12 protein-coding genes and 1 pseudogene are annotated in these 12651 nt (G+C 35.4%); 5 read left to right on the top strand and 8 right to left on the bottom strand.

Annotated elements, in window-relative coordinates; genetic code table 11:
- The first annotated feature begins 42 nt into the window (after positions 1–42).
- Together RTY06_RS01635 and RTY06_RS01630 are read left to right on the top strand one after the other, a co-directional pair.
- Positions 43–912, top strand: coding sequence for a phosphatase PAP2 family protein (locus tag RTY06_RS01635; protein ID WP_312822341.1), 870 nt, complete (start codon positions 43–45; stop codon positions 910–912).
- A 123-nt stretch (positions 913–1035) separates the two neighbouring features.
- Positions 1036–3768, top strand: a complete 2733-nt coding sequence (locus tag RTY06_RS01630) for a pitrilysin family protein (protein ID WP_312822340.1) — start codon at positions 1036–1038, stop codon at positions 3766–3768.
- A gap of 53 nt (positions 3769–3821) precedes the next feature.
- Here RTY06_RS01630 and RTY06_RS01625 read toward each other — a convergent pair.
- The 3 genes and pseudogenes from RTY06_RS01625 to RTY06_RS01615 form a co-directional block, all read right to left on the bottom strand.
- Positions 3822–4184, bottom strand: a pseudogene (locus RTY06_RS01625) (VOC family protein); the annotation flags it as partial.
- Positions 4185–4214: 30 nt separating this feature from the next.
- Positions 4215–5258: a ferrochelatase gene (gene hemH / locus RTY06_RS01620; RefSeq protein ID WP_312822337.1), complete on the bottom strand. Its 1044-nt coding sequence runs from the start codon at positions 5256–5258 to the stop codon at positions 4215–4217.
- Between the two features lie 140 nt (positions 5259–5398).
- Positions 5399–6277 carry a NifU family protein gene (locus tag RTY06_RS01615; protein ID WP_116036113.1) on the bottom strand — a complete coding sequence of 293 codons (879 nt, stop codon included), beginning with the start codon at positions 6275–6277 and terminating at the stop codon, positions 5399–5401.
- Positions 6278–6540: 263 nt separating this feature from the next.
- Between RTY06_RS01615 and RTY06_RS01610 the strand changes: the two genes are divergently transcribed.
- Together RTY06_RS01610 and RTY06_RS01605 are read left to right on the top strand one after the other, a co-directional pair.
- Positions 6541–7059: a gamma carbonic anhydrase family protein gene (locus RTY06_RS01610; protein ID WP_312822333.1), complete on the top strand. Its 519-nt coding sequence runs from the start codon at positions 6541–6543 to the stop codon at positions 7057–7059.
- Between the two features lie 39 nt (positions 7060–7098).
- Positions 7099–8037 carry a YihY/virulence factor BrkB family protein gene (locus RTY06_RS01605; RefSeq protein ID WP_312822331.1) on the top strand — a complete coding sequence of 313 codons (939 nt, stop codon included), beginning with the start codon at positions 7099–7101 and terminating at the stop codon, positions 8035–8037.
- Position 8038: 1 nt separating this feature from the next.
- Here the strand turns inward: RTY06_RS01605 and RTY06_RS01600 are convergent, their stop codons facing one another.
- Complete coding sequence (locus tag RTY06_RS01600; protein WP_312822329.1) at positions 8039–8473, bottom strand: hypothetical protein; 435 nt, start codon at positions 8471–8473, stop codon at positions 8039–8041.
- A 150-nt stretch (positions 8474–8623) separates the two neighbouring features.
- Here RTY06_RS01600 and RTY06_RS01595 point away from each other — a divergent pair, with 150 nt between their 5' ends.
- A complete protein-coding gene (locus RTY06_RS01595) occupies positions 8624–9703 on the top strand; it encodes a DUF4407 domain-containing protein (protein ID WP_312822328.1) in 1080 nt (359 codons plus the stop codon).
- A gap of 74 nt (positions 9704–9777) precedes the next feature.
- Here the strand turns inward: RTY06_RS01595 and RTY06_RS01590 are convergent, their stop codons facing one another.
- The 4 genes from RTY06_RS01590 to RTY06_RS01575 form a co-directional block, all read right to left on the bottom strand.
- Positions 9778–11097, bottom strand: a complete 1320-nt coding sequence (locus tag RTY06_RS01590; protein WP_312822327.1) for a T9SS type A sorting domain-containing protein — start codon at positions 11095–11097, stop codon at positions 9778–9780.
- 358 nt (positions 11098–11455) lie between these two features.
- On the bottom strand, positions 11456–11842 hold the full coding sequence (locus RTY06_RS01585) for a LuxR C-terminal-related transcriptional regulator (RefSeq protein ID WP_312822326.1): 387 nt from the start codon (positions 11840–11842) through the stop codon (positions 11456–11458).
- Complete coding sequence (locus tag RTY06_RS01580) at positions 11833–12111, bottom strand: hypothetical protein (protein WP_312822325.1); 279 nt, start codon at positions 12109–12111, stop codon at positions 11833–11835. The genes RTY06_RS01585 and RTY06_RS01580 overlap by 10 nt, the downstream gene beginning before the upstream one ends.
- Positions 12112–12267: 156 nt before the next feature.
- The gene (locus tag RTY06_RS01575) at positions 12268–12615 is read right to left on the bottom strand and encodes a hypothetical protein (protein WP_312822324.1); all 348 of its coding nucleotides are present in this window, start codon (positions 12613–12615) and stop codon (positions 12268–12270) included.
- Positions 12616–12651: the final 36 nt, after the last annotated feature.

Below are 12651 nucleotides of genomic sequence, written 5' to 3'. Positions count from 1 at the left end.
CTATTGACTTATCTTTGCACGTTGAATGTAATCGATAGATTTATGAAGTTTTTCCTTATTCCGTTTTTCCTATTTGTATTTACCAATACCTTTTCTCAGAATTCTGACAGTCTTAAAATTGATAATGTTAATATAGAAATTGATAGCTCAAAAGTTGATTCCAAAGTATCTATCGGTCGACAATTGGTATTAGATGGTAAACAGATTGTGAATAATATTTTCCATAGCTACACGAGACCCATTTATTGGAAAAAAGATAATTGGTTGGATTTTGGAGGCGTGGCTCTTGGAACAGTTTTGCTCTATTCTGTAGATAATGATACGAGTCGTTTTTTTATGAAACAAGGAGAGAAAGCGCCAGAGGTTCTTAAAAGTTTTGGTTACTACTTCGGAAGTCCACAAAATAATTATGGTATTACAAGCGCAGTTTACCTGACAGGATTATTTACTAAAAATGAAAAAATCCGAAATACTGGTGTGCTGATGATTTCTTCCGCAACTACAGCTGGTGTATTGCAAACATTTATGAAAACCTTAGTTGGAAGAGCGCGTCCTGGAGCAGGCGAAGGCAAATTCTATTTCAAGCCATTCAGCGGACAACCAGCTTATAGGTCGTTTCCATCTGGACATACGATTTTGGTTTCAACTACAATGTTTGCATTAGCAAAACAGTTTGAAAATCCTTGGGTAAAAGCTGGAATCTATACTGTCGGAGCTATTACGCCTGTGTCAAGAATGTGGGATGGGGCTCATTTTTTCTCGGATGTTTTTCTAAGTGCGGCAATTAGTTACTTTGTTGTAGACTCAACATATCGTTTTATGAATAATAATAAATTGAGTAATACGAAAAAAATAGTGACTTGGAACTTAAGTGCTTCTCCTAATATGGTAGGGGTAATAGGTGTTTTTTAGATGGATTGCTTTTTGTTGTTACATTGATAATGATGTGTTAAGATTTTCATAAACATTAAATGAGAAGCTTGTTTTAAATGAAAAGTTGTTAATTTTAGAACTCTAAAAATTAACAATCGAAACATGAAGAATCTTCTACTGACTGCGGCGGTCGTATTCTATGCAGGTTATGCAACACCTGTATTTTCTCAAAAAGCCGAAACACCAAAATTTATTAGTAATACTGAAGGGATTAAAGAATATTCCTTAAGTAATGGAATGAAAGTACTTTTGATTTCTGATGCTTCTCAAAGTAATGCTGTCATCAACATCGTTTATAATGTTGGTTCAAAACACGAAGGTTATGGCGAAAAGGGAATGGCGCATTTGCTGGAGCATATGTTGTTCAAGAGCACAAAAAAATTGGGCGATATCAAAAAGATGTTGTCTGACAAAGGAGGAAATGCCAACGGAACAACTTATTATGACAGAACCAATTATTACGAAGTTTTCCCTTCTAATGATGATAACTTGAAATGGTTCTTGGAAATGGAAGCTGACAGAATGGTAAATGCAACTATTTTACAATCTGACCTAGATAAAGAATTTTCTGTTGTTAGAAATGAGTTCGAGATTGGAGAAAACAGTCCAAGCGGTGTTTTGATGGAAAGAATTATGTCAACGGCTTTTCTTTGGCATAACTACGGAAACAGTACCATTGGAAGTAAGGAAGATGTAGAAAGAGTAAAAGCGGTAACGCTTAGAAAATTCTATGAAAAATATTATCAACCAGATAATGCAACCTTGATTGTTGCGGGGAAGTTTGATGAGAAAAAAGCTTTGGATTATATCGCTCAATATTTCTCGACCATTGCAAAACCGGCGAGAGTTCTTGAAACGCCTTACACGGTTGAACCGGCTCAGGACGGGGAGCGTTTTGTAGAATTGAAACGTTCTGGAGATAGCAAAGTTGTGGGTGCACTTTATCACACTGCTCCTTTTGCAGACAAAGATTATGCAGCTTTGGACGCATTGCAGGAGATTTTGACGGCTGATCCATCAGGTTATCTTTACAAAGCGATGATTGATTCTCACAAAGCGGCTTCTATCTATGCTTATCAGCCAACGGTTAGAGATGCGAGTTTTATGTATTTCGGATTGGATGTGCCGGCGGACAAAGATATCAAAGCAACTGAGAATGATTTCCGTGCTGTTTTAGATAAAGTAGGAACTACAAAATATACAGAGCAGGATGTTGCAAGAGCTAAAGCTAAGTTACTAAAGCAAATCGAAAATGTTAAAAATAACACGATTGGTTACGCTATCAACTTAACAGAGATTGTCGGTGCGGGAAGTTATAAACTGAATTTCCTTTACAGAGATGCTGTTGAAAAATTGACTGTTGCTGATGTTCAAAGAGTGGCTGAGAAGTATTTCAGAACTAATAACAGAACGGTTGGGGTTTTTATCCCTGCAAAAGATGAGGTAAGAGTTAAGAATATCGAATATACTAATGAGCAAATCGCATCACTTACAGATAATTACAAAGGGAGAGCTCTGGAAAAAGAAGCTGCACCTTTCGAAGCGAGTATCAAAAATCTGAAAGCTAATTTAACAGAAGGCAAACTAAGCAACGGAATCAAATACGGCTTAATCAAAAAGGATATCAAAGGTGGAAAAGTATTGGGTAGCTTCAAATTCCCGGTAAGTAATGCTAAGGATTTGAATGGAAAATCTGACGTTGGTTCTCTAATGGCTCAGGTTCTTAAAACAGGAACTAAAACCCACACCAAAGAACAAATCCAAGATATGCTGGACCAATGGAAATCTAACATCAATTTCGGATTCAGTGGTCAGACGTTGTTCGTTAATTTCAGTACTTACAAAGATAGCTTGCCAAAAGTAACTGCTCTTATCAAAGAAATCCTTACGGAATCAACTTTCCCGGAAGCTGAATTGACAAAAACAATCAACGAGTACAACACTTATCTTGAAAGTTCATTGAACGACCCTCAGTCAATCGCATTCACAGAAATCGAAAAGATTACTGAGAATTATCCTAAAGAAAGCATCTATTACACCGCTTCTATTCAAGAACAGATTGATAACAACAAGAAAGTGAAGAGAGAGCAACTGGTAGATTTCTACAACAAAATCTTAGGCGGAAACAACGGTGTTGGTTCTGTTATCGGAGATGTTGACAGCAAGACAGTTGCCGGATTATTAGAGTCAACTTTTGGAAAATGGAATTCTAAATCAACTTACGAGTACATCAAACCGGAATTGTTCGTAACCAAAAAACAAGACAAAGAATATCTGACCCCGGATAAAGAAAACGGTGCTGCGGTTGGAAAAATCAGTTTCTCTATGGACAGAAAATCTCCGGATTATCCAGCTTTCGTTATCGCTAACGAAATGTTAGGTAGCGGTGGTTTCTTGACTGCAAGAATCCCAACCAGACTTCGTGAAAAAGAAGGAATCAGCTACGGTGCAGGGTCTTTTGTTAATGTTCCAATTGACAACAATGTGGCATCTTGGTCTTGGTATGCATTCTTTAACCCGACTAAAAAAGATGCCGTTGATAAAGCTTTGAAAGAAGAAGTTAACAAAGCAGTAAAAGATGGTTTCACAGAAGAGGAATTCAAATCTAATTTGACTTCTTGGTTGAACTCCAGAAAGACAGGGCTTGGAAACGATAATACTTTGATGGGATTAGTCAATTCTCAACTTCAGTATGGTCAGTCTTTGGACGAATACGATGCTTTGGAAGCAAAAGTTTCTGCGCTTAAAGTAAGCCAAGTGAACGATGTTCTAAGAAAATACATCAGCGAAGACAAGTTGACTTCTGTATTTGCAGGAGATTTTAATAAGAAATAGAAATAATTATTTTCTACACCAAAAGAAAACCGCTTCAGGAATGAGACGGTTTTTTATTTTGTAATTCTGAGGTCAGAAACAATAATCTTGTAATGGTCACAATCCTCAAAACAGATTCCGTTTTCTTTCCAATAAGGATTTTTAGGTTCGAGGATGGGGACTTTATAAAGTTCAAGATTAGCCACAATCTTCTGAAACTCTTCCAACGATTCCGGATAGAAAACCAAGATGTCATCGTCATCTGATTTAGATTCTAGAATGTTATTGTCCTGAGTGAATTCCAAATGCCAATTTTCATTCTCTTTTCCAAAAAAAACACCGCCATAACCATTATGCTGCTTGAAATCTCCAAGAACTTTAAAATCCAAAACTTTGGTATAAAAACCAATCAGCTTCTCCAGATTCTGAGTATGTCGTGCGTATCGGAAAACCGTTGGATTTAGAAATTAATGAAAGTAAAAATCATTTAGCTTTTCTTCACAAAGCGTTTTAACTACATTTACCCAACTTTGTTCCTCATTCAAACACGGGATATAATCGAATCTTTCTCCGCCTCCGTGCAAGAAAATCTCTTTTCCTTCCTCCGAAATCTCTTCCAAAGTTTCCAGACAATCGGATACAAAAGCAGGACAAACTATCGCCAGTTTTTTAATGCCTTTTTTGCCAAGACCTTCCAAAGTCACATCGGTATAAGGTTCCATCCATTTGTCTTTTCCCAATCTGGACTGGAAAGTCACCAATGCTTTCTCTTTCGGGATTCCTAATTTTTGGCAAACCAATTCCGTCACTTTATAGCATTGATGTCTGTAACAGAATTGATGTGAAGGATTGTCCTCTTTTGAACAGCAATTATTCAAATTGCAAGTCTTTGTAGGGTCGGTTTTATAAATATGACGTTCCGGAACACCGTGATAAGAAAACTGTAACAAATCAAAATCTACAGGTAGTTTTTCTTTGATACTTTCCGCCAGAGAATTGATGTAAATCTCGCGGTTATAAAACGGTTCTACGTAATTAATGTTAATGTCCGGAAAGAATTTTTTTCGGACTTCTTCAGCTTTGTCAATCACCGTTTCCGTTGTGCTCATCGCATATTGCGGATAGAGTGGAAACAAAGTAATATTAGTGATGCCTTGGTCTACCAACTCTTGGATTCCGTTTTTTATAGACGGTTCGCCATAACGCATTCCCAGACCAACCGGAACATCCACCAGTTCCTGAAGCTTTTCCTGAAGTTTTTTGGAAATTACAATCAAAGGAGAACCTTCGTCTGTCCAAACAGTTTTGTAAGCTTCTGCCGATTTCTTAGGTCTGGTTTTTAGAATAATTCCCTGAACCAATAATGCTCGGAAAATCCAACGATAATCGATGACTTTTTCATCCATCAAGAATTCGTCAAGGTAGTTTTTTACATCTTCAACGCTTGTCGAATTGGGTGAACCGAGGTTTACAAGTAAGATTCCTTTTTTGTTATGAATTGGTTGATTCAAAATAATATGTTTTTGGAGATAAACGCAAATTTGTCATTCCGTAGAAAAATTTGTTGATTTCTATGGAATTACAAATTTAGGATTAAATATTCTTTTTAAGCATTGTCAGGCTGAGGTTCTCGAAGCTCATTAACAAATAATTATCCATTAACAGCTTCTACGTTTTCCACCAATTCCGGAACGAATTGTTTCAGAATGCTTTGGATTCCGTTTTTCAAAGTTGCTGTGGAAGATGGACAACCGCTACAAGCACCTTGAAGAAGCATTCTTGCGGTTTTGTTTTCTCCGTCATATTCAATCAGAGAGATTTTTCCACCGTCGTTTTCTACAGCAGGCGCAACATATTCATTCAGGATATCACTGATTTTCTGCTCGTCATTCGTATATTCTCTGTTGATAATTTTCAAAACAGGATTCTCGTGCTGATGAGGTTCGATAGTTGCAATTGCTTTTCCAGCTTGCAAAAATTCAGCAATGAAAGAACGAACCTGATTCATAATTTCGTGCCATTCAAACTGAGAATCTCTTGTCACAGCCACGAAATTATCACTTACATAGATTTCTTTCACAAAATCAAAAGCTTCGTATAATTCTTGCGCCAAAGGAACACCTTCTGATTCTTCTTTTGACTTCACTTCAATAAATCCGTCCATCAACATCTTGCTGGAAATGAATTTCATAACCGCAGGATTTGGTGTCATCTCAGAATAGATTTGATACATTTCTTTTCTTTTCTGAAGATAGATTCTTGGATTTGCCAACAATTCGTCTTCGATGATATTCTTTAGACTTTCTGCAACGTGCTCCCATTCTACAGTGTCTTCTTTCGCTACCGCAATGAAGTTGGCAGTGATGAAAATCCTATTAACGAAAGGATAATTGAACAGTTCCTGCGCCAATGGAATCTCGGAAATGTCAGAATCTCTATCTAATTCTAATGAACCCGGAATCAAAGTGTAGTCCGTAACGAACTTCATTACTTTTTTATTTTCCGTAGGTTCTATTATGACTTCTTTCATTTGTTTCTATTTATTTTAATTGTAAGATGCAACATTCAGATTTTCAGAAACTGATAAATGTTATCGCTGAATGTTTCATTTTAAGTAATTTGAACTGCAAAATTATCGTAAATTGGTGGAAGAAAAAAGCCGTCAAATCCCAATCTTGTGTTAAGTTTTGATTATGAGAAGCTTTGCGGATTTTCGATTTTTTCTATGGGTTTGATTTTACTGATTTTTTCATCAAATCATTTATCATTTATTAATTATTAATTATAAAAAATATGGCAATTATTAGAGAACTTTTAGGCAAAACGCCTCAACTTGGAGAAAATACTTTTGTGGCAGAAACTGCTGTGATCATCGGTGATGTAACGATGGGTAAGGATTGTAGTATTTGGTATAATGCGGTTTTGAGAGGCGATGTTCATTTCATAAAAATGGGCGACAAAGTGAATGTTCAGGACAATGTAATGATACATTGTACTTACCAAAAAAGTCCAACGACGATTGGAAGTAACGTTTCGATTGGTCATAATGCGATTGTTCACGGTTGCACGATAAAAGATAATGTTCTGATTGGAATGGGTGCCATTGTAATGGACGACTGTTTGGTGGAAAGTAATGCAATTGTTGCTGCGGGAGCAGTTGTGACAGCGAATTCCCATATTCGTGAAGGCGAAGTTTGGGCTGGTGTTCCGGCGAAAAAAGTGAAAGATGTGTCTCAAAATCTTATCGAAGGCGAAATTAATAGAATTGCTGATAATTATGTTAAATACTCCAGCTGGTACAAAGAAGACTAAGTTGGTATAAAGATTGAATTTCCCAAAGAAATTTAGACTATGAATAAGCTTAAATCTTTTTGGAGAATTTTAAAAGACACTTTCAACGAGTGGATGTCGTCCTCGGCTTCCAAAGAAAGTGCAAGTATGGCTTACAACGCAATATTTTCCCTGCCGGGTTTGCTTATCATCATCATTTGGGTTGCTGGGCATTTTTTCGGTGAAGAAGCTGTGAATGGTGAAATCCGACGTCAACTTCAAGGAATAATGGGGTATGACGGAGCGAAAAGTATCCAAGACATCATTGCCAGTGCAATGATTGACAAGCAGAATTTTTGGATGAAAACGCTTGGAGTTGGAACTTTGGTTTTTGGTGCAACCAGTTTGTTTTTTCAAATGCAAAGTACACTTAATAATCTTTGGGATGTTGAAGCAGCGCCGAAAAAAGCTTGGCAAAAGTTCATTCTTGACAGAGCAAATTCTCTTGGGATGATTTTGATTATCGCGTTTCTTCTTTTGACAAGTATGTTACTTTCTTCGGTTATTGGATTGGCTAATCAATGGATTACGAGATATTTTGGATTGGAAACTTATGTGATTGTTCAGGTTACTAATTTTCTTCTTGGGTTGGCGATTGTTACAGTTCTATTTGCATTGATGTTCAAGGTTTTACCGGATGTTGAAATCAAATGGAAATCTGTTTGGATTGGTGCCGTTGTAACCGCTGTGCTTTTCAATATTGGGAAAATGCTGATGAGTTTCTACTTTGATGTTTCAAAACCGACTTCTATTTTCGGAGCAGCGGGAACTGTGATTTTGCTGATGATGTGGATTAATTATTCTTGCCAGCTTGTGTTTTTTGGAGCCGAGTTTACCAAGGTTTATGCCAACAAAATGGGACATGAGATTACACCGTCTAGACACGCCAAGTGGAGCAAAGAGAAACTTTATAGAGATGCTGAATTAGAGAAAAATCCAATTCCGTCAGAGAATTTATAGCCTATTTGAAAACAGGTTTTCCATTTTCACAAACGATATTTTCGGGTTGCATTACCAACATACAATCTGAAACCAAATTATATTTCTTATTATATTCCGTAGATTTCTGATTGTAAAGATTGACTTTTTCCAAGAACTTAGCTTCATCAATTTTATTGGAATAAGCAATATATTCTACAGGTCCGCCACACGCTTTTACGCCTAATCCTACAGACTTCCAATCAGTCGCATTGGAGCAATTTTCACTTTGAGATAATGCAAGGATTTCTGATTTCAGATTCTGCATTTCTTCGGCTTCTTGTTGTGTTAGATTTCCGTTCTCAGGATTTTCTGTTGGTCTTTGTGGAAGAGGTTTAGGAAGCGTATCTGGATTAATGGTTGATTTGCAAGAGAGTGATATCGTCGCGATAATGGCTAAGTACAATAAGTTTTTCATAAAATTTTTTTGAATCTACCATCAAATATAATACCTAGAAATTTAAAATTGATAAAAATAAATTGGTATAGATTTAGTTATTAGGTAAAACCTAATACTATTTGTAACAATTTAACGTTTTAAATGACAAATTATGATGAATTACTAAAAATGAAAAATACTAACACTCATAAAATGAATTGGTTTCAGCATTTTCTAATGATATGTTCCGGCGGGAATATTCATTTGCTGAAAAAGTCACCTTCCGAATGGAACAAGTTTGCTGGAATAGGAGGAATCGTTTTGTTTACTGCGGTTTTCGCAACATTATCTGCAGGTTATGCGATGTTCACAATCTTTGATGATATTTGGGCTTCTGCTGGATTTGGACTTCTTTGGGGATTAATGATTTTCAATTTGGATAGATATATTGTTTCCTCAATCAAGAAAACTGGAACTTGGTGGAATCAAATTCTAATGACAATTCCGCGTCTGATTTTAGCGACTTTTCTTGGGATTATTATTTCAAAACCTTTGGAACTTAAAATCTTTGAGAAGGAAGTCAATAAACAATTGAATACCATTATTCAAAGGAATAAGAAACAATTACAGGCTGAGATGAGCGGAAGAATTCTGCAACAATCTGGACCATTTGATTTGGAAAAGAAACAAATTCAGAATCAAATCAAAACTTATCAATTGGCTTATGATTCAGCTTCGGTTGAATTGGAAAAAGAAATTCTTGGAAAACAATCTGGTTTAACTAGTGGAAAAGTTGGCTATGGAACTAATGCCAAAAGAAAAGCAGAACTCAAAGAGCAGAAACGAGCCGACCTCGAGAATTATCAAAAACAACAGCAAGAACGTTTGCAATATCTGGATAAAGAAATCTCAAAAGTCTATTCCAACCTAGAAACCGAAAGAAAATCGACAGAAGGAATCGAGGATAGATTCAATGGATTTGCAGCGAGATTACAGGCTTTAGATGAATTGGGGAAAAATTCTGCAATAATTGCTCTGGCAGCGAGTTTTATTATGGGATTGTTTGTCTGTCTAGAGATTTCGCCGGTTTTGATTAAACTAATTTCTTCGGTTGGACCTTACGATTATCTTTTGGAGAAAACTGAAAATGAGTTTAAACTTTATTCTAAAGAGAAAATCAGAAAAGGAAATTCATTGACAGATTATCGAATTGACGATTTTGAAGATGATCTTAAAAGCAGGAAGGAAAGAAAATCGGATTTATTATAAAAATAAAATGCTGTTCCCTATAAGAACAGCATTTTTGTAAAATGGTTATTAGTTTTTTTTAGTGTTTATTAGTCTTATTTTTTTATAAATTTCAAGCTGATTTTACTACCAGATTCCGAAACTGCGTTAATGAGGTAAACGCCAGGTTTTAAGTTTTGCACAGATGCTTGCTTGCCTTCGAATAGAATGCCTGTGTCCTTCCCACTCATATCATATATTTTTGCCTTAAAAAGTTGGCTGCTTAATTTTAAGGTTTCATAAACTGGGTTTTGCATAATCCTAACATCTTTTGCAAGAGTATTATCGCTCACAGCAAGAACTTCATTTGAAAGGTTGCTTCTCTTTATGTAAATGTTGTTGGCAACCCAATTATTATCATAAAATAAGTGATATAATTTTCCATTGGAATGAATATAATCGTCACTGTAGTAATAGTAAGGAGCAGTTTCAGGAATATTAATTTTGTATACACCACCTGTCCCGAAAGTTAGGTCCAAAGAACCATCTGGGTTTACTCTCCTGTATTTCACATCTGTACTGATATGATTCCAGTCGTTATCGTATACGTAACTGTATTCTTTTGCTATAATGCTTCCTTGTGGCTGAAATATAAAATTGTAACCAATATACTCATCAAAAGTTGCCGTTCCTCCGTTGGCGAAATTATTTACAAGGTTAAAATTTGAGTCTAGTTTTTTAATGACACTGTAGCTACTTATATCATGAATATAGATATTGTTTCCGAAAAAATAAAATGAAGAATTCTCCGGCAGGTTATAGGTTTTAGTGTTGCTCGAGCTTTCGTTATCCAGCCTTACAAGCATTTTGTCGCTATAATTGTAAAGGTAGACAGCATCCCCAATCAAGTTTAGTTCTTCAATATTTAATGAAATTGTTCTGGTGCCATTGTTGGCATAGCTGGTATCTAGCATGCCGTTGTCGTTGAATCTCATCATATAATTAGAGCCATACATCAGGAGCTTGCCAGATGGTAGCCTTACAAGACCATAAGGATAATCATCTTCAGATATGTTTTGTGCACTATATCCGGAAAAGCTGTTGTCTACAGTGCCATTAGCATTTAATCGCATTATTCTTATATCTACGCTTTCTGGGTCAATACCATTATCATATTCCGAACCATATAAAACAATTAGCTTTCCGTCGGGCAATGCGATTGCTTTAGAAAAGGTTTCATAGTAATCGTAGCTAGGATATTGATCGATAATATATTTGCCATTTGTCCCAAAAGAAGTGTCTATGCTACCATTTGGCTTTAGCTTGGTAATGCAAGCTTTGGACTCTGTTTCTGTTTCGTAGTCGCCGCAAAGGATTACGTTGCCATCGGGAAGCTCTGTCGCTTCGAAATAATTCCCCAACCCAATATGGGTCACGGTGCCATTTGTACCAAAGGAATTATCTAGAGATTGTGCATTTGTTCCTACAGAAGCTACTGTAAGCAACAAGACTGAAAGTAAAATGTTTCTCATGATGTTGAATTTTTCCTCAAAATTAAATTACATGCTGCTATTCAGTCAATACCACAAAAGGGGTATTTTTAGGATGTTTTTAAATATTTGTAGAACAAGATGAATTATTGTTAAAAGTCTGATTCGTTGAAGGGTTTTTATTGATTTTGTATTTAAGTTAAAATATTTTATTGGAACTGTTTTTTAAGAAAAAAAATAATTGAGAAATTGGCATTTTACTGGCGTTGTCTCATTGAAATTATATAGGCTAGAATGATTTTTTTTATGAAAAATTTTCAAAATAACTTGATAACTCTCTAGCATTGCGAACGCCTAACTTTTTGTAAATATTTTTAAGATGGGATTTGATTGTAAATTCTGAAATATTGAGGAGTGAAGCAATTTCTTTAACTTCATTTCCTTCACAGTATAGCTTGATTATTTCTCTTTCCCTTTTGCTGATATTAACTGATTTATGGTTGATGTTTTTAGAAAAAGTTTCCACTTTCATCAGTAGAGTAACAGCATACTCTGTTTTTTTATTAATAAAAATTGATTTTGTTGTGCCTAAGAATTTTTCGTATTTATTATCTGAGTTTTTGAGCCTGTATTCCAAGTTCAGATAGCTTTCTCCGCCATTTTTAAAATGGATCACAGAATCTAATAACACGCCGTAGCTGGTGGGTGGTTGGTTAAGAAATAATAAAAGTAATCAATGTCACTGAAGATATTGTTTTGAAAACCGTAGAATTCTTTTAGCTTATCATTGATGTAAAGAGGTTTTAGCTTCTGAAGATCGTGGAGTGTAACATAATAAGGATTACAATTGAGCTCAGAAAAAAAAGACTCTTTGAAAGCTTCGTTATGGAGATCAAAATCTTCCAAGCTATACTCGGAGAATAAAATTTCTAAGTTTTTCTGTAGTTCTTCAAAAGCCATTCATTGTTTTAAAATCCTAAAATTAATGAAAAAAATGCTTTTTTTACTGCAATATATCTAAGAAATTTCAACTTTCTTTATTGCTGGAACTCAGGCTTGCTATTGAAATTGAAGATGAGAGTATACAAGAAAAGCTTCCAAATCTGGAAGCTTTGTTTATTTTAAATCACCTACAACAAAAGGTTGTTCGGCGTTGTCGTTATAATCTCGGATGAAGCCAATTTCTTTTGATTTTGAAATAATGGATTTAGAAGTTCCTGAAAATCCATCCCCAAAATCGATACTAAAGTCGATATAACTCAATCTATTTTTTGTAAACTGAATCTTATTATAAACAAGAATAATGTTCTTTTCTTTGAGATTTTTTTGCAAACTCATTAGGTCTTGTTTGGTCATTTCTTTGTTAAAAACAACGGCTATGACTTTCTTATTCGGAGCGAAAGACATCAATCCCAAAGCAAAAATAAATAAAAATAATCCTGAGAATAAAGCTCTCTTCTTCATTTTATAAAACTAAGTTGCAAAATTAAAAAACCTTTC

The sequence above is a fragment of the Epilithonimonas sp. genome (assembly GCF_032055105.1).
In the GTDB taxonomy this organism is placed as follows: Bacteria; Bacteroidota; Bacteroidia; order Flavobacteriales; family Weeksellaceae; genus Epilithonimonas.
Note: the sequence above shows the minus strand (reverse complement) of the source record. Positions and strands in the feature narration are given on the sequence as shown.